Raw genomic sequence first — 16,565 nt, 5'->3', positions numbered from 1 at the left:
TTGGGAACTCATTCTAGCGAATTCCAAAGGCGTTTTAAATTTATACAAGTTTAACCACCGGCATAAGCTTGCCAATGATAGCCGGGATCAAGAGGTTCACCGGGTTGCTTAATGTGACTGTGCCCACGTCTTGTTGACCAATCATAACCATCTTCGATTTCCCAATGGCTTCCTGTCTGCACACCACCACCATTGTTTCCTGTAGATGGCGATTGAACAGAAGTTGTAACGGTCGCATTTTGTGCGGCTTGTTGCTGACTTTGAGCAACGGCTTGACTCTCAGAAATAGATTGGCTCTCAACAATAGATTGACTGTAAGCAACTGAAGCGGAAATGGAAGCAGCCTCTGATTCCGAAGCAGCAATAGAGGCAGACTGACTAGCGGCATAGCGAGACGAACTCTCCGCTGCTGCCTGTTTTGAAGAACTTTCGGCAGATTCCGAAGCGACAACAGCTAATTTGACTTTAGCGGGTGAAATTTTGGTTACCAGGTAAATGACTTTTAGTTTGCCTTGTTTATCTAGTTTGAATTTTTCAGTTGATACTTTTGCCGAGTTCACATGAAGCGAAGCGACCGAAGGCAATAGATTAGTTTTTGAGTCGGTTACTTTGATAGTGGCTTTTTTAAAGGTCGGATTTTTCTTCAGCGTTTTTTTGATTTGTTTAACGTTTTTGTTTTTAAGATGTAGCTTTTTAAACTTTTTCTCATACTGTTGTGTGTTGGTATGCGTACTTGAATTATTAGCTGATAACGGCGAAGATACCACTGAACCAATTCCTAAAATGATGCTTAATAGCATTAAGCTCCAAAATTTAGTTAGACGTTTATACATAAACCTACTCCTCAAGCTTTTTTCGTCAATCCTGTCTGGACGTTATTAACCATTACAAAAGGCATTTAAGTCAGTAAATTAATTATTATAAATGTATAGTATCATGTAATTCAAATGCACAAACCAATACATTTTTCATTTATCGTTGAAATAGTTATCAGAAAAAAGGGGGCATCTTTTTCGAAGGCTGATACATAGTGTCTTGAAGTACATTTGATTAACTGAACACATGAAAAAAGTTCCCAACCACAAGGCTGGGAACTTTTAGTCTCTTTATCAGTATTTCTACTAGTATGATGTTAAATCAAAATAAACATTGGCAAGATAAGTGGGCGGCGCTTCGTCTTGTCATACAAGAAGCGTTGTAGTTGAGATACAACTGCGTTACGAATGCTGTGCTCACTTGCGTTTGATTCGCGCATTGCTGTCAAGATAGCATGGAAAATTTCCTTGCGACCTTCGTTGATCAACTCTTCAGATTCACGCATGTAAATAAATCCACGTGACAAGATATCAGGACCGGCCGTAATTTCTTGATTCTTCAAATCGATTGTTGCAACAACGACAACTAAACCATCTTGTGACAACATTTGACGGTCACGCAAAACTGCGGAACCGACATCCCCAATTCCGTTACCGTCAACATAAGTGTCTTCAGCAGGGAAGTGGTCAGCCAAACGAGCTGAGTCAGCCGTCAAAGCAAGAACGTCACCGTTATCAAGTACGAATGTGTTGTCCTTAGGAACACCAACATCGTGCGCCAAACCTTCGTGCACCTTAAGCATACGGTATTCACCGTGCACAGGCATGAAGTACTTTGGCTTGATCAATGACAACATCAACTTTTGCTCTTCTTGGCCACCGTGACCAGAAGTGTGAATGTTGTTCACCTTACCATAGATAACGTTTGCGCCAGCTTCTTCAAGTTCGTTAATCACGCGGTTAACAGATTGTGTGTTTCCAGGAATTGGTGAACTTGAGAAGATAACAGTGTCATCCGGTTGGATTGAAATTTGCTTGTGCGTACCATTGGCGATACGGGCAAGAGCGGCCATCGGTTCACCTTGAGAACCCGTTGACAAAATCAACACTTCGTTAGGTGGGAGGCGGTTGATTTCGTGTGCATCAACCAACATCTCCTTTGGAATGTTCAAGTAGCCAAGTGCCAAACCGTTGGTAACGGCACTTTCCATTGAACGACCGAAGACAGCAATCTTACGACCGTGGGCAAGGGCAGCTTCAGTTGCCATTTGCACACGTGACATGTTTGAGGCGAACGTGGCGAAAATAATGCGACCATCAATTTCATCAAACAACTTATCAATCGTCTTACCAACCCAACGCTCTGACTTTGAAAATTCATCTCGTTCAGCGTTTGTTGAGTCAGACATCAATAGCAAAACACCTTCAGAACCGATGCGTGCCATCTTTTGTAGGTTAGGTGGCTGCTTAGTCGTTGGTGTCAGGTCGAACTTAAAGTCACCTGTTTCGACGATTGTACCTGAAGGGGTGTGAACAGCCACACCAAACGTATCAGGGATTGAGTGAGTTGTGCGGAAGAACTCAACACTCATGTTGTCAAACTTAAGAACAGTATCTTCATCGATTTCGTGAAGTTCGGTACTGTTTAACAAGCCGTGTTCATCCAACTTGTTCTTAATCAATGCCAAGGCGAGAGGTCCGCCATATACAGGAACGTTAACTGCGTTCAAGAAGAAGTGGATAGCACCAATGTGGTCTTCGTGACCGTGGGTGATAACCAAAGCCTTAATCTTGTCGCGGTTTTCCTTTAGGTAGGTATAGTCAGGAATAACATAGTCAATTCCTAGCAATTCGTCTTCAGGGAACTTAACACCAGCATCAACAACGATGATTTCATCACCATATTGAATACCGTACGTGTTCTTACCAATCTCCCCAAGTCCACCCAATGCGTATACGGCTGTCTCGTCTGGACGTACATCCAGATTCATTACCATAGATTAGAACTCCGTCAACTTAAAGTTTGGGCTTTGTTGCTCGTAAGCCAAAGCCTTTTCTGACAATTGCTCAATCAACTCAACGTTGTAGTCCGTGTTTGTTTCAACAGCCAAACGAGCAGCTGGTTGATCAACAGCGTCAATGTAAAGTGATTGCGTGTTTTCACGCTTTGGGTTTTGCTTCATAGTAGGTTGGTAGTAAACCTTAAAAATCATAATCGGTTAATCTCCTTTTTAATTACTGTCTTGTACCGAACAATCTTATATGTAAGTTTATCAGAAATGCGGATTAAATACCATATTCACACCGGATGTATGAGATATGACGTCGATAAGCAACCAGTCGTTTTTTTGGCGTATTTCGGTTACACTTAAGTTAATGAAACGGAGGTTTGCAGTGATGACAAAAAGCATCTGGCAACGATTAAAAGACAATGTGCGTGGTGTTAAAGGAAAATTCAAACGCGCATATGTGCCAACAACGACGCCTGAAGAAGTTGCTTTGGCCAACAGTTTGAAAGCCACGCTACCAGCCGATTTGGCAACGTATATTTACGTTGGCGGGCTATGGGACGTTAATTTGAATCGCGGTATCGCTGGTTATGTAACGTTGGCTGTTGATGAACCAGCTGAACAGGTTGCCACCTTAACAACGGGCATCTCATCTGCATACGAAGCAGAACTCCAAGCGATGATTGCTGGTTTGTCAGCAGTTGAATTGACTAAGCGTCAAGCTGGTCATTTTGTGCTGGTGACATCATTAGAAGATTTCGTGCGCAACTACAATGATTTTTCATTAGCCGCGCAATATACGGATTTGCCTGAACGTGCAACGTCAACGGATCGTCTTTACCATGACTTTGTTCTATTATCAGCGACATTCCGTTCATTGCGAGTGACATCGCCAGCTGAAAAGGATAGTAAGCAAAGCGAGTTTATTGCACACAAACTTTCACGCATCATTACGGCCTACCGTGACTCACGAGGTAAGTAAGATGTTGTTTGTATGGATTGGACTGATAGTTTTGCTCGGTGTCATTGCAGTCACGATTTATCGTCGTTACGGGCGCCGGTTAACGGAACGCCAAATTATCGCCTCGCAACAAGTTGTGAATGCCGCGATGGCGGTTGCTTTGAAGGATTTATCGAATGAGCTATTGATTTTCCCTATGAACCGCCCAACTTCGACGTTGGTTGCTAACATTTGGGGGCACGAAGTCATGGCGTTTGAATTTGAAATTCCATATAAGGAGCGACAAGAAGTCGTGGTTGTGCGACAAGCGTTAAATAATGCATTGCGTGCTTATACGGAAGATCAAAATTTAGTGAGTGCCTCTGATACAGATATGGCATTGGTTGTAACGGATGTCTGGTACGACAACCGCAAGCCGATGCTTCACGTTGACGTGGCCCACGTTATTAATGATGAAACGGCTGCTTACTTGCGCGATTTGCGTAAATTGAACCAACCGGTTTAAGTTTGGTATACTTGTTATTAAGAAACAAAATGGTAGGAGAAGAGCTATGTATTTGATGAAGGATATCGTGCGCGATGGCGATCCTGTTTTGCGCCAACAAGCCGCAAAGGTGACGTTCCCACTTTCTGATGAAGTGAAGGAAGCCACAAAGAACATGATGGAATACCTAATCATCAGTCAAGATGAAGAAGAAAACGAAAAGTACGGTCTTCGTCCTGGTGTTGGATTGGCTGCGCCACAAGTTGGTATTTCACAACAATTTTCTTCAATTTTGATTCCTGATGAAGATGTTGATGACTCAGATATTGACGAAGACGCTGAGCCAACGTACTTCTTCAAGGGAACAATCTACAACCCGGTTATTACACGTCAATCAGTTAAGCAAACAGCCTTGTCAATGGGTGAAGGTTGCTTGTCAGTTGACGAAGATGTACCTGGTTACGTTGAGCGTTCATACCGTATTACAGTTAAGTATCAAGACGAAAACGGTGACTTCCAAGAGTTGAAGTTGGAAGGCTACCCAGCCATCGTTTTCCAACACGAAATTGATCACTTGCACGGTACGCTATACTACGATCACATCAGCAAGACGACGCCATGGTCAGAATCTGACGGCACGCGTTACATTGGGTAGTCCGGATGGTCAGTGGCGATAAAAATTTTAACTATCCCATGCTGGATGGTTGGTCAACAGATGACATCATCAAGGTAAGCGCATTGTACTCAGCTGTTTCTGCAGCGTACGAAGGTGGCGTGGATCGTGAGTCACTTTTAACGGCCTACAAGGACTTCAAAACTGTTGTGCCAAGTAAGGCTGAAGAAAAGCAACTAGATCGTGAGTTCGGGGTAGAATCAGATTACAGTATCTACCGTACGATTCAGGCAGCCCAACAAGCGTCTACTAAGCGCCTTAAAATGGAGGGTTAGCAGTTGAATGAGACACAATTAAAGAAACTGGATACAACTGTTCTTGGTTGGCTGGATACCGTCCACGATAACGTTTTGAAGCGTGTCTCTCAACGGATGCAGGTCGAAACAAAACAAGGACATCGCGATTTAGTGACGAACGTTGACCGAGAAACTGAACAATTCTATGTGGATGCCATTCGTCGGTTTGATCCACATGCCAAGATTCTTGGTGAAGAAGGGTTTGGGGATGCGGTTAACAGTTTGGACGGTCGTGTTTGGTTTGTAGATCCAATTGATGGCACAATGAACTTCGTGAAGCAACATGCTGAGTTCGCGACCATGTTGGCTGTCTATGAAGATGGCAAGCCGGTGATGGCGTGGATTATGGACGTTGTCAATCACGATATTGTACACGGTGGCCCTGAATACGGGGTTTACCATAATGATGAACAACTAAGCGCACCAACGAATACATCGTTGGCAGACGGCCTCGTGATTTTGTCAGGAGCACGACTTTTATATGAACAATACGGTTTCCCTGAAATTGCCAAACAAGCAATCGGGTACCGTGTTTATGGTTCTGCAGGTATTTCATACTTACATGTTTTGACTGGTCGAGCAGTTGCTTACGCCAGTGTTATGAAGCCTTGGGACTATGCTGCTGGGACATTGCTTGGTGAAGCATTAGGGTTTAAAGTCGGAAAAATTGACGACCAACCTGTGAATATGTTATTATCAGGAGCAGTTCTAGTGGCAACACAACAAGCATATAACGATATCATGTCAATTGAACGTGACCTATAAGCCGGGCCGCGTGTTCAGCGGCTCGTATTTGTTAGTTGTTACACCGATTAGAGTAATAAAAGTGACGTATAGTCAAGGAGAATAGGATTTTGGCAAAGCGCGAAAACATCCGTAACATTGCAATCATCGCCCACGTCGACCACGGTAAGACGACGTTGGTTAATGAATTGCTTAAGCAATCAGACACGCTTGATATGCGTACTGAACTTGGCGATCGTGCCATGGATACGAACGATCTTGAAAAGGAACGTGGTATCACGATTTTGGCTAAGAACACAGCCGTTAAGGTTGGGGACAAGCAAATCAACATCTTGGACACGCCAGGACACGCGGACTTCGGTGGTGAAGTTGAGCGTATCATGGGTATGGTTGACGGTGTTTTGTTGGTTGTTGATGCCTTTGAAGGTACGATGCCACAAACTCGTTTCGTTTTGAAGAAGGCCTTCGAGCAAAACTTGACGCCAATCGTTGTTGTTAACAAGGTTGACCGTCCAGGAGCTCGTCCTACTGAAGTTGTTGACGAAGTGCTTGATTTGTTTATCGAATTGGGTGCCGACGAAGACCAATTGGAATTCCCAGTTATCTTCGCTTCAGCTATGAACGGAACGTCATCATTGGATGCTGACTTGGCTACGCAAGAGCACACGATGAAGCCAATCTTCGACACTGTATTCGAAACGATTCCAGCGCCTGAAGATAACTCAGACGAGCCTTTGCAATTCCAAGTTTCATTGTTGGATTACAACGACTTCGTTGGACGTATCGGTATCGGACGTGTCTTCCGTGGTAAGATCAAGGTTGGTGACAACGTTACTGTTATGAAGCTTGATGGTACGACGCAAAACTTCCGTGTTACGAAGTTGTTTGGTTTCATCGGTTTGGACCGTGTTGAAATCAACGAAGCTATTGCTGGTGACTTGATTGCCGTTTCAGGTATGGAAGAAATTTCAGTTGGTGAAACTGTTGTTGAACCATCACACTTGGACGCATTGCCAGTTTTGCGTATTGATGAGCCTACTTTGCAAATGACGTTCCGTACGAACGACTCACCATTTGCTGGTCGCGAAGGTAAGTTCGTGACGGCCCGTCAATTGGAAGACCGTTTGCGCCGCGAATTGCACACTGACGTTTCATTGCGTGTTGATGACACTGATGAAGCTGGTGCATGGTTGGTATCAGGACGTGGTGAGTTGCACTTGTCAATCTTGATCGAAACTTTGCGTCGTGAAGGATTCGAATTGCAAGTTTCACGTCCACAAGTTATCTTCAAGGAAGTTGACGGCGTTGAATCAGAGCCATTCGAAGCTGTTCAAATCGACACGCCTGACGAGTACTCAGGTTCAGTTATCGATTTATTGAACCAACGTAAGGGTGAGATGCGTAACATGGAGCCAACTGGTACTGGTACGACTCGTATGGAGTGGTTGGTACCTTCACGTGGATTGATTGGTTACTCAACTGAATTCATGTCATTGACTCGTGGATACGGTATCTACAACCACACGTTTGAGACGTACGCTCCAGTTGTTAAGAACTGGAACCCAGGTCGTCGTAACGGTACGTTGGTTTCAATTAACCAAGGTCAAGCTACGACTTACGCTATCATGGGTGTTGAAGATCGTGGAATTATGTTCATTCACCCAGGTGATGACATCTACGAAGGAATGGTTGTTGGTATGAACAGCCGTGACAACGACATCTCAGTTAACGTTACGAAGGCAAAGAACCAAACTAACGTTCGTTCATCAAACAAGGACCAAACTGCCTCAATCAAGACGCCACGTGATATGACGCTTGAAGAGTCATTGGAGTTCTTGGACGATGATGAGTACGCCGAAGTAACGCCAGAACACGTACGTATCCGTAAGCAAATTTTGGTTACGGCCGAGCGTGAGAAGGCTGCTAAGCGTAAGAAGATTGCACAACAAGGCTAATCTTTTTAAAAATTAGACTAATAGAACGCCCTTTAGCATCATGCTGAAGGGCGTTTTTTGTGATTTCATGAAGTTGGAAATGTTACAGGGGGAAGTGTGCTAAAATAATACAAGTTATAGACTTTAATGAAGGAGCCCTGAACGATGCAAGCTGTGAAAAAACGACGCCGGGGGCGATTATTCGAAACCATTCGAGATACGCCGAAACGCGTCAGAGAGAAATTTAAATACCTTGACTTGGTCTTGTTGTTACTAATCATCGGCGTATTAGTCTTTGGTGTAACTATGGTCTATTCAGCTAGCTCGAATATGAATTCAGGGAGTTCGACGTCCTTCTTGTTCAAGCAAGCCTTCTTTAGCGTTATCAGCGTGAGCGCGATGTTGCTTATCTTTAGCGTCGACATCAACTGGTCGTCGACCAAGATTGATTACCTAATTTCGGTATTTTTGGCTGTAACGGATATCGGCTTACTTATCGCACTGGTTGCTGGTCCAGTTACCTCAGGTGCCAAGGGCTGGATTTACATTGGAACCTTTGGTATTCAGCCGGTTGAATACTTTAAAGTTGCCATGATTTTATGGTTTGCCAAGCGTTTCGCGCGAAATGTTGTCAATCCGTACAAAGTCGTCAAAGGTATTAAAGAACGTGTTCATTACTACAAAGACTTTATCGCACCTGGAATTGGTATCTTACTAACGGCACTAATGCCTGACCTCGGTGGTGCGCTAATTCTGTTTGCTTTGGTGGCAATCATTTTCTTAACGTCAGGTATTCGTCCGACTGGTTTAATTACAATGGTTGGTATTGTGATTGGCGTTTTGATAATGGTGCCTGTGCTGTTGCCGGTTCTTGAGAAATTACCCTTGATGCACTACCAATTGCTACGATTTGAATCATATATTGATCCTTGGAAAACTGAGGATGCAGGACACCAATTGATTAATTCGTATTACGCCATTTCAAACGGTGGTTTCTGGGGTCGTGGTCTGGGTAATAGTATCCAGAAGGCCGGTTATCTACCGGAGCCAAACACCGACTTTATCCTGGCGATTGTCGGTGAAGAGTTAGGTGCCGCTTGGATTTTGATTATCCTGGCTGTATTTGGCTTTATCATTTGGCGTTTGGTGATATACGCAGTGAAGACACGTAACATGCAAATCCGTTTGACGTTGTATGGTATCGCCGCATATATCGGCATCCAAATTCTGGTTAACCTTGGTGGTGTTGTCGGAGTCGTACCGATTACTGGTGTGACGTTCCCATTGATTTCATATGGTGGGTCATCATTGATGTCTTGGGGAATTACGTTTGGAATCGCCTTTAACATGATCGGTGTTTTGAAAAAGAATGAAAGTTTACGGGAGCGTGTATAAATGGCTTTTGAAGTAACGCCACGCCGAAGCGTCGTGGTTTATTTGAAAAATGTTCGTCAAGCGCGCCAATTGCGTCGTTTTGGCGTTGTCAGTTATATTTCAGAAAAGATGAAGTATGCTGTTATCTATATGAATGAAGAAGATGTTGCCTCAAAGTCAGCGTTGATTGAACGCTTGGGTTTCGTAGCATCTGTTGATGTTTCTCACTGGCCTGAGGTTGATACAACCATTGGTAGTCAAGGTGAGGCGTTTGAATTTTCGGTTGATCCATCAGAATTGGTGGATGAGCCAGCTGAAGAAGAGGAATTGTAATGCGTATTGTGAGTGGAGAATTTGGTGGTCGTCCATTGAAGGCGGTCCCAGGTGATGCAACCCGACCAACCACGGACAAGGTTAAGGAAGCTATTTTTAGCATGATTGGTCCATATTTTGATGGTGGTCGTTCGTTGGATTTGTATGCTGGCTCTGGCGGATTGAGTATTGAAGGCGTATCTCGCGGTTTAGATGAAGCAGTCTTGGTCGACCGTCAATTCGCAGCAATCAAGACGATTAACGACAATATTGCGATTACGAAAGCACCAGAGAAGTTTACTGTCATCAAGAGCACTGCAGATGCAGCTATCCAACGCTTGATGGGATCACAACCATTCGATGTGTTGTACTTTGATCCGCCATATGCCAAGCAAACGATTGTTGCTGACCTTGAGAAGCTTCTTGCCGCAAACTTGATTGCACCAGAGGCATTGATTGTGGCCGAGACGGATCAAAATGCAAACTTGCCGGAAGATTTACCTAATTTCGAGTTTTTGAAAGAAAAGGATTACGGTATTACGGTGGTTAAGCTATATCAATATAAGGGGGAAGCATAATGCGTCGTGTATTATTTCCAGGTAGTTTTGATCCATTTACGAATGGACATCTAGATGTTGTTAAGCGTGCCGCAACGCTCTTTGATGAGGTTGTGATTGGTGTAGGCACAAACAAGATGAAAAAGTATCTCTTTTCACCTGAAGAAAAGATTACCCTAATCGAGGCATCCGTAGCTGATTTGCCGAACGTAACCGTACGTGAAATGTCTGGTTTGACGATTGAGTATATGAAAGAAATCAACGCTGATACGTTAGTGCGTGGTTTGCGTAACGAGACTGATTATCTCTACGAGCGTGATATTGCCGAAATGAACCACTTCTTGGGCACTGTTGAGACGGTCTTTTTGATGGCCCGACCAGAGCATCAAAATATTTCAAGTTCAATTCTAAAAGAAGTTGTTAGTTTTGGGGCTGACGTACACGAATTGGTGCCTGGTCCAGTTGCCAATGCACTTGCTGAAAAGTTTGCGGAGAAGTAGCGTATGGCTGAAAAACAAAAGAAGTCTCATAAATGGCTGAAAATTTCTGGCATTATTGCGGCTGTGCTAGTTTTGTTGGCATTGGTTAGTCCATTGCCGTTATATGCTGAAACTCCTGGCGAGGCAGACAACCTGGCCGGCTACATCAAAGTTGATGGCAAGAAGCCTAAGGTTGACGGTGAGTATATGATTACAGCTGTCTATATGTCGCAGGTTAACGGTATCGGTGCCATTATGGCGTTACTTGATCCAACTGCATCACTAATGACTTCATACGAGGCGAATGGTGGCGGCTCTCAGGCTGACAATGTGGCTATTAACAAGGTGTACATGGACTCTGCTGTGAATGAGGCTAAAGCCACAGCGTTTAAAGCTGCTGACGTGCCATATACACGTACCTTTAACGGCATTTACGTTATGGCTGTGCAAGATAACTCTAATTTTAAGAAGCAGTTGCACGTCGGGGACCTCATTACATCGGTTGATGGTAAGTCGTTCGAGTCAGCAAAGGGATTCCAAAATTACATTCGTAAAAACAAAGTTGGCTCAAAACTAACAATCAACTATCAACATAACGGCAAGACGAAAGAAGCAACTGGTAAGACGGTTGCTTTGGCCGGGACTAAGAAGTTACCTGGTATCGGTATTGCACTAACAGACGCAGTTGATGTGACGTCTGATCGACAAGTGACGGCGGATATGGGCGACATTGGTGGTCCATCTGGTGGCTTGATGTTCTCATTAGAAATGTACGATGCGTTGGCCAATGAAAATTTGGCTGCCGGTCGTAAAATCGCTGGTACAGGAACAATTGACAAAGACGGCAATGTTGGCGAAATTGGTGGTATCGATAAAAAGGTCATAGTCGCCCATGAATCAGGTGCTAAGATTTTCTTTGCCCCATATATCAAGCCAACCAAGGCCAATTTGGCAATGGAATCTGACGGCATGACAAATTACCAACTAGCAGTCAAAACGGCTAAGAAATACGCGCCTGGCATGAAAATTGTGCCAGTAAAGACGTTTGATGATGCGGTTAAGTATTTGCGCACACATTAATATTAAAAAATGAACCAGCTGTCAAAGCTGGTTTTTTTGTGCCCATCTGGCAGGATATTGGTGTGTGAAAAATTGAATTTGTGGTATATTAACCCATATAAGACAAGGGGGATAATGACATGTCTGAAGAACGAACATTGGTTTTGATTAAGCCAGATGGTGTTGCGCGTGGTTTGATGGGGGAAGTCTTTTCACGTTTGGAACGTAAGGGCTACAAGATTACGTCGCTGTTGATGACAGAGGCGACAGAAGAACAGCTACGTCGTCACTACGCCGAAAAGGTCAATGCACCTTATTTCCCAGAAATTTTGGAGTATATGACAAGCGGTCCATTAGTTGCGATGGTGGTAACAGGGACAAACATCGTGAAGAATTTCCGTGCGATGGCTGGTGTAACTAATCCAAGTGAGGCAGCTCCTGGCACAATTCGTGGTGATTATGGTCGCGATTGGGAAGATGGTGCCGTACGTAACATCGTCCACAGTTCTGACAGTGTTGAAAATGCCGAACGCGAAATTAGCATTTGGTTTGAAAATCACTAAAAATTTTGACAAACTTGCATAAAATCTGTACAGTAATACGAGTTGTTACGTACAGATAGCACAATTTACTTGTGCCGAACATAGAGGCGAACATCATTTCTAATTGAGATGATGGGCGCCTTTTATTTGTTTTAAGGAGGGAATTATGCAGGCAAAGGAATGGCATGTGTTACGAGCTGTAATCGCGGCTGGTATCATGAGTTTTAGTGGGGTGTTGATTGAAACATCGATGAACGTTACGTTTCCAACCCTAATGAATGAGTTTCAAACCGACGCAAACGGCGTGCAATGGGTGACGACTGGTTATTTGCTAGCCATCGCCGTGATTGTGCCACTTTCAGCATTTTTAATTCGCAATTATTCGCCACGACGTCTATTTATTATTGCAAATCTATTATTCTTGGTGGGGGTCATTTTAGATGGTTTTGCGCCTAATCTATTAGTGCTACTAACTGGTCGCGTCTTCCAAGGAATTGGAACGGGAATCGCATTACCATTGATGTTTGACATCATTTTGACGAAATCCCCACTTGATCGACGTGGCGTAATGATGGGAATTGGAACAATGACCACGTCAATTGCGCCTGCCATTGGTCCAACATACGGCGGTATCTTGTTAAATAGTTTGGGTTGGCGTTCAATCTTCTGGTTTTTGATTGTTTTGTTGGTAGCCTCATTAATCATGGGACTGACAAGCATGCCGGTTGAAACAGTTAAGCGAACGGAGAGTTTCGCCTTTGGTGCGTTTGTTTTTCTTGGGTTAGGATTGGCATTGCTGTTGATGGCCGTCGAACGTCTGTCACTAATGTTCCTAATTGGGGCAGTCGTCTTGCTAGTGATATTCGCATTCTTAAACAAGCGTCGTCAACTATTGAATTTAGCCATTTTACGTCACTCGCGCTATGATCGCTTAATGATTAGCTTCCTGGTTTATCAAGCAATCTTGTTAGGGCTATCATTCATTTTGCCTAACTACTTGCAACTAGGTTTGGGGCGTACAGCAACTGCTGCTGGACTATTCATGTTCCCAGGTGCGGTCATTGGTTCTGTGCTGGCACCAGTTTCAGGACGCGTGTTGGACAAATTTGGTGCAGTTAAGCCAATCTTGTTTGGTCTGAGCGTTGCGACGCTGGCAATGGTGCTGATGGCCGTATTCTTTAAAGAGCTATCATTCTGGACACTGATGCTCACACATATGTTGTTAATGGTCGGAATCGGCTTTTCATATGCGAACCTCATGACCATCACGCTATCAAGCTTGGCACCAAGTGAGAATGCGGATGGTAACAGTGTGCTGAACACCTTGCAACAATTTGTTGGTGCCAGTGCGACCGCGATTGTCGCCCAAATTTTTGCATCGGCAACTGTTCGTCATATTGGAGACGGCGTTGTGACTGGGTCGCAATCCGGAGTTGTTTTCTTAACTGTCTTGATGATTGTTTCAATTTTGGCCTTTTTCACAGTCATGCGCAGTGTAAAAACAGCGAACAAATAACATTACTATTAAATGTCACTGACCGGTTTTTGGTTGGTGGCTTTTTAGTTTTGTGACAAATATATTTAGCGTAACAGGGGCGTTCAAATGTTTGTATACTCAGATTTTTGAACCTGTTACGTTAGATAGTGAATTTCTTCATGATACAAACTCGTTACTACCATTTCCAAAGTCGCCACCAACGACCGCAATATTTTTTTCAGCAAGTTTGTTTTGCATCGCTACTAATAACTTTTGCTGTGGCGTTGTGCTCGTAACTGAGCTGGCATGTACGATGTTGTTGCCTGTTGCATCAGGTGATAACGCATAACCTGCATAACTAAATGCGCTAACAGCCGTCATCAGCACTGTCAGTGCTTTACTTTTCCTACTATATAATCTAAAAGTCCCCCCTTATAGTGATTGATAATCCAATCATGTGATTCATGTGCCCGTAAATCTTTCAAAACTAAGCTAGTAATTTTAGGAGCTGCAAATGATGTGCCCGAATACCCATGGCCGTTATACAGGATTTTTTCACCAATGCTATACGCCGAAACCCCCTCGTTCGGTGAAAAAATTGAAATTTCTCGATTGGAATTGATGCTTCCAACAGAAATTATCCCGGGAAGGTTGGCTGGAAAATCTGGATAACCGTGCCCGTCATCTCCCGCGGAGGCAACGATGATGGTTCCATCTTTCTCTATGTCTCTCAACACTGAAGTTACCTTATGATCTTCAACAGGAAATCCAATGGATACGTTTAAAACATCAAGATGCATGTCTTTTACCTGTTTCAAAGCAATTAAAAAATCATGCATTTCTACAGTACCATCCGGTTGTGTAACGGAATAATTCCAAACTTGGTCACGCTTCTTTATATCACCAATCTGGCTCAGTACAACATTGGCATGCGTTTCTGAATTTTTACCTCCAGTTGTTATTTCAACGTGCTTCACAGCAAATTTTGAGCTAGTCACTTTCCCATCAATAAGCCCAATTTTCAATGGCGGATGATTAGCAATTAAAACATGCTGCTGCCTAGTAAATAAAATTGTGATCAAAGTAGTGAAAATTAAAACGGTGAACAGAACCCAAACATATTTTTTACGGAACTTCATGCATGTAATGCTAGTACTTCCTAAAATCATATACAATCGCTAAAGGAACTTTATATTATTTCGTATGAACAATAATTAATTCCAAATTTTAAAGACAAACCATTCCAATAAAATTCCGTTTTTATGAACTGCTATACCTATACCAAAGCCAGTAGACATAACGTTGATTATCCTAAGTTGTAGATAAATTGCGGGTTTAGCGCACTTTGTGCAGCAACCCCCATTCACAAACTCAAAAAAGACCGTTCAAGGCGTTTCACAAACGCCTTGAACGGTCTTTTTTCACAATCTATACCACTTATTAGGCAAGTCGTACTTCTAACTTCTTGCCAAGTGCAAAGGCCAGCTTACTCATTGTATCGAAACTGGTATTTGCGCCATGTTTCAATTCTGTTCACCGTAGATTGCGGAACACCCGCACGAATGGCCAACTCTGCTTGAGATAATCCGGCGGCTTCACGTGCTTTCATCAATTGAAAAGCCGATGCCAACTTTTCACTCTCTGCTTCAACCCCAGCACGACGTTCTGGATTACGCATATAGCGCTCTGCAATTTCATTAAAGCTTGTCGTCTTGCGCCCATACTATTCACCTCACAATTGAACAGTCATTTTGGCACGCCGTGCCAAAATGATAGGCTGTTTAGTTCATAAAATATGTAGTCACAGAGCATAAGGAAAAACTTCCTACCGTTACCGGTAGGGCCCGCAGTGCGGGCGTTTCCAGTTCCTACTATTTTTAGCTCTGCCCCATTGGAGGCCCAACTCTCTGCCCCACTTGAGGCCCACTTTTCGGGATTTCTGCCCCATTCAAGCCCCATTTTTAACAATCTCTGTAGGCTATCCGCAAATATTTAGGTTGATTTATGTGGCCATAAAGGTCAGTTTTAGCAAGTTTTCTCATAATGTACTGTACAAGGCTCGACAGACTATCTGTTCGAGCCTTTGTCGATTTTAAGGGCTTTGAATTTGATGTCATAAAAGGTTGCTAAGAGCTTGAGCCTATGTCTGCAGAAGGCTACTAATTAGTCGGTGATTCAGCATATTCACTTGCCAAACTATCCGAAAAATCCAATGACAAAATTTGAGTTAGTTCAAAAGAAATAATGGGCAAACTGGGCCATGCGTGGCCCAGAAAGTATGTATTTCGGGACAGCTGTGGCCCAAAATGAGGAAAATAACTGGGCCACAGCTGGCCAATAATGAAAATGTTGAGACACTGGAAACGCCCGCAATGCGGGCTCTCACGGCAACGTGAGACAGTTTTTTTACAGCGTGACTTTCCAAGTGATATTCGTAATTATACGGATGCTGTTAATTTTGCGTTACAGTTTTTCGTGGAATACGTTATGGCATATGCTACAGAAAATGATGCCCAGTTATCGGATATTGCACAGAGGTTTGTTCAAAGTGTAAATACCTTGAAATCTGATAATTTGCAAAAATCAATTAACTATTTAAATGAAAATGTTGAAAAGCTACTCTTACTTGAGCTAAATAGCTTATCGGTGGATGCTAGCCTACCACCTGAAGTGCGTGCCAACATGATTGGGCCATTACGTGAAGGTAGCGCGGGATATATCGCCAATCAAAGGCTGCGAGAAATTAGTGAGGCCGTTAAGAAGCGTCAAATTAACGCTAATAAATCTGGGGCAATGAAGTAGTCGTTGAGAGGAGAGTATGAGCACCATGATTGGGTCAAACAAAAACG

The 16,565-nt window shown here is 43.4% G+C and carries 19 protein-coding genes and 1 pseudogene; 14 read left to right on the top strand and 6 right to left on the bottom strand.

The features are described from left to right. Positions 1-50: 50 nt before the first annotated feature. From OIT45_RS12065 to OIT45_RS12055, 3 genes are all read right to left on the bottom strand, one after another. A complete protein-coding gene (locus tag OIT45_RS12065; RefSeq protein WP_199404679.1) occupies positions 51-833 on the bottom strand; it encodes a hypothetical protein in 783 nt (260 codons plus the stop codon). A 299-nt stretch (positions 834-1,132) separates the two neighbouring features. Beyond that, complete coding sequence (rnjA, locus tag OIT45_RS12060; RefSeq protein ID WP_199404678.1) at positions 1,133-2,812, bottom strand: ribonuclease J1; 1,680 nt, start codon at positions 2,810-2,812, stop codon at positions 1,133-1,135. A 3-nt stretch (positions 2,813-2,815) separates the two neighbouring features. Beyond that, the gene (locus OIT45_RS12055) at positions 2,816-3,028 is read right to left on the bottom strand and encodes a DNA-directed RNA polymerase subunit epsilon (protein ID WP_003609333.1); all 213 of its coding nucleotides are present in this window, start codon (positions 3,026-3,028) and stop codon (positions 2,816-2,818) included. Positions 3,029-3,212: 184 nt separating this feature from the next. Here OIT45_RS12055 and OIT45_RS12050 point away from each other — a divergent pair, with 184 nt between their 5' ends. The 13 genes from OIT45_RS12050 to OIT45_RS11990 all read left to right on the top strand — a co-directional run bounded on the left by OIT45_RS12050 (position 3,213) and on the right by OIT45_RS11990 (position 13,755). Further along, positions 3,213-3,806 carry a hypothetical protein gene (locus OIT45_RS12050; RefSeq protein WP_056973441.1) on the top strand — a complete coding sequence of 198 codons (594 nt, stop codon included), beginning with the start codon at positions 3,213-3,215 and terminating at the stop codon, positions 3,804-3,806. Between the two features lies 1 nt (position 3,807). Beyond that, entirely contained in the window at positions 3,808-4,290 is a 483-nt protein-coding gene (locus OIT45_RS12045; RefSeq protein WP_039968362.1) for a hypothetical protein, read from the top strand. A 46-nt stretch (positions 4,291-4,336) separates the two neighbouring features. Then, the gene (def, locus tag OIT45_RS12040) at positions 4,337-4,924 is read left to right on the top strand and encodes a peptide deformylase (protein WP_003609338.1); all 588 of its coding nucleotides are present in this window, start codon (positions 4,337-4,339) and stop codon (positions 4,922-4,924) included. A gap of 5 nt (positions 4,925-4,929) precedes the next feature. Then, positions 4,930-5,217: a UPF0223 family protein gene (locus OIT45_RS12035; RefSeq protein WP_003609339.1), complete on the top strand. Its 288-nt coding sequence runs from the start codon at positions 4,930-4,932 to the stop codon at positions 5,215-5,217. Positions 5,218-5,220: 3 nt separating this feature from the next. Beyond that, the gene (locus tag OIT45_RS12030; protein ID WP_087044472.1) at positions 5,221-6,003 is read left to right on the top strand and encodes an inositol monophosphatase family protein; all 783 of its coding nucleotides are present in this window, start codon (positions 5,221-5,223) and stop codon (positions 6,001-6,003) included. Between the two features lie 89 nt (positions 6,004-6,092). Continuing rightward, the gene (gene typA, locus OIT45_RS12025; RefSeq protein WP_264340102.1) at positions 6,093-7,937 is read left to right on the top strand and encodes a translational GTPase TypA; all 1,845 of its coding nucleotides are present in this window, start codon (positions 6,093-6,095) and stop codon (positions 7,935-7,937) included. A 144-nt stretch (positions 7,938-8,081) separates the two neighbouring features. Further along, positions 8,082-9,311: an FtsW/RodA/SpoVE family cell cycle protein gene (locus tag OIT45_RS12020; protein WP_199404677.1), complete on the top strand. Its 1,230-nt coding sequence runs from the start codon at positions 8,082-8,084 to the stop codon at positions 9,309-9,311. Next, a complete protein-coding gene (locus OIT45_RS12015) occupies positions 9,312-9,623 on the top strand; it encodes a YlbG family protein (protein ID WP_003609347.1) in 312 nt (103 codons plus the stop codon). It begins immediately after the preceding gene. Next, the gene (rsmD, locus tag OIT45_RS12010) at positions 9,623-10,180 is read left to right on the top strand and encodes a 16S rRNA (guanine(966)-N(2))-methyltransferase RsmD (protein WP_056973444.1); all 558 of its coding nucleotides are present in this window, start codon (positions 9,623-9,625) and stop codon (positions 10,178-10,180) included. Before OIT45_RS12015 ends, rsmD begins: the two co-directional genes overlap by 1 nt. After that, positions 10,180-10,659 carry a pantetheine-phosphate adenylyltransferase gene (gene coaD, locus OIT45_RS12005; protein WP_003609350.1) on the top strand — a complete coding sequence of 160 codons (480 nt, stop codon included), beginning with the start codon at positions 10,180-10,182 and terminating at the stop codon, positions 10,657-10,659. Before rsmD ends, coaD begins: the two co-directional genes overlap by 1 nt. Before the next feature lie 3 nt (positions 10,660-10,662). Beyond that, a complete protein-coding gene (locus OIT45_RS12000; protein WP_056973446.1) occupies positions 10,663-11,718 on the top strand; it encodes a SepM family pheromone-processing serine protease in 1,056 nt (351 codons plus the stop codon). Positions 11,719-11,837: 119 nt separating this feature from the next. Continuing rightward, positions 11,838-12,260 (top strand): nucleoside-diphosphate kinase, encoded by a 423-nt coding sequence (ndk, locus tag OIT45_RS11995; RefSeq protein ID WP_003609354.1) that lies wholly within the window; start codon positions 11,838-11,840, stop codon positions 12,258-12,260. A gap of 145 nt (positions 12,261-12,405) precedes the next feature. Further along, the gene (locus tag OIT45_RS11990) at positions 12,406-13,755 is read left to right on the top strand and encodes an MFS transporter (protein WP_199404676.1); all 1,350 of its coding nucleotides are present in this window, start codon (positions 12,406-12,408) and stop codon (positions 13,753-13,755) included. A gap of 138 nt (positions 13,756-13,893) precedes the next feature. On the opposite strand, the gene OIT45_RS11985 is transcribed toward OIT45_RS11990, so the two are convergent. The 3 genes and pseudogenes from OIT45_RS11985 to OIT45_RS11975 all read right to left on the bottom strand — a co-directional run bounded on the left by OIT45_RS11985 (position 13,894) and on the right by OIT45_RS11975 (position 15,394). Further along, positions 13,894-14,097, bottom strand: a complete 204-nt coding sequence (locus OIT45_RS11985) for a hypothetical protein (RefSeq protein WP_264340101.1) — start codon at positions 14,095-14,097, stop codon at positions 13,894-13,896. 8 nt (positions 14,098-14,105) lie between these two features. Continuing rightward, the gene (locus OIT45_RS11980; protein WP_264340100.1) at positions 14,106-14,885 is read right to left on the bottom strand and encodes a S8/S53 family peptidase; all 780 of its coding nucleotides are present in this window, start codon (positions 14,883-14,885) and stop codon (positions 14,106-14,108) included. Positions 14,886-15,156: 271 nt separating this feature from the next. Continuing rightward, positions 15,157-15,394 (bottom strand): annotated as a pseudogene (locus OIT45_RS11975) (helix-turn-helix transcriptional regulator). An 809-nt stretch (positions 15,395-16,203) separates the two neighbouring features. Between OIT45_RS11975 and OIT45_RS11970 the strand changes: the two are divergent. Further along, complete coding sequence (locus OIT45_RS11970; protein WP_264340099.1) at positions 16,204-16,518, top strand: hypothetical protein; 315 nt, start codon at positions 16,204-16,206, stop codon at positions 16,516-16,518. Positions 16,519-16,565: the final 47 nt, after the last annotated feature.

Origin of the sequence: Weissella sp. LMG 11983 (genome assembly GCF_025908495.1) — a bacterium.
Classification (GTDB): domain Bacteria; phylum Bacillota; class Bacilli; order Lactobacillales; family Lactobacillaceae; genus Weissella; species Weissella fermenti.
The sequence above is the reverse complement of the archived record's forward strand: the minus strand, read 5'-3'. Positions and strand labels throughout refer to the sequence as shown.

Coding starts and splice junctions, on each gene's coding strand:
- OIT45_RS12065 (WP_199404679.1), bottom strand. CDS start 833: ATGTATAAACGTCTAACTAAATTTTGGAGCTTAATGCTATTAAGCATC.
- rnjA (WP_199404678.1), bottom strand. CDS start 2,812: ATGGTAATGAATCTGGATGTACGTCCAGACGAGACAGCCGTATACGCA.
- OIT45_RS12055 (WP_003609333.1), bottom strand. CDS start 3,028: ATGATTTTTAAGGTTTACTACCAACCTACTATGAAGCAAAACCCAAAG.
- OIT45_RS12050 (WP_056973441.1), top strand. CDS start 3,213: ATGACAAAAAGCATCTGGCAACGATTAAAAGACAATGTGCGTGGTGTT.
- OIT45_RS12045 (WP_039968362.1), top strand. CDS start 3,808: ATGTTGTTTGTATGGATTGGACTGATAGTTTTGCTCGGTGTCATTGCA.
- def (WP_003609338.1), top strand. CDS start 4,337: ATGTATTTGATGAAGGATATCGTGCGCGATGGCGATCCTGTTTTGCGC.
- OIT45_RS12035 (WP_003609339.1), top strand. CDS start 4,930: ATGGTCAGTGGCGATAAAAATTTTAACTATCCCATGCTGGATGGTTGG.
- OIT45_RS12020 (WP_199404677.1), top strand. CDS start 8,082: ATGCAAGCTGTGAAAAAACGACGCCGGGGGCGATTATTCGAAACCATT.
- OIT45_RS12015 (WP_003609347.1), top strand. CDS start 9,312: ATGGCTTTTGAAGTAACGCCACGCCGAAGCGTCGTGGTTTATTTGAAA.
- rsmD (WP_056973444.1), top strand. CDS start 9,623: ATGCGTATTGTGAGTGGAGAATTTGGTGGTCGTCCATTGAAGGCGGTC.
- coaD (WP_003609350.1), top strand. CDS start 10,180: ATGCGTCGTGTATTATTTCCAGGTAGTTTTGATCCATTTACGAATGGA.
- OIT45_RS12000 (WP_056973446.1), top strand. CDS start 10,663: ATGGCTGAAAAACAAAAGAAGTCTCATAAATGGCTGAAAATTTCTGGC.
- ndk (WP_003609354.1), top strand. CDS start 11,838: ATGTCTGAAGAACGAACATTGGTTTTGATTAAGCCAGATGGTGTTGCG.
- OIT45_RS11990 (WP_199404676.1), top strand. CDS start 12,406: ATGCAGGCAAAGGAATGGCATGTGTTACGAGCTGTAATCGCGGCTGGT.
- OIT45_RS11985 (WP_264340101.1), bottom strand. CDS start 14,097: ATGACGGCTGTTAGCGCATTTAGTTATGCAGGTTATGCGTTATCACCT.
- OIT45_RS11980 (WP_264340100.1), bottom strand. CDS start 14,885: ATGATTTTAGGAAGTACTAGCATTACATGCATGAAGTTCCGTAAAAAA.
- OIT45_RS11970 (WP_264340099.1), top strand. CDS start 16,204: ATGGCATATGCTACAGAAAATGATGCCCAGTTATCGGATATTGCACAG.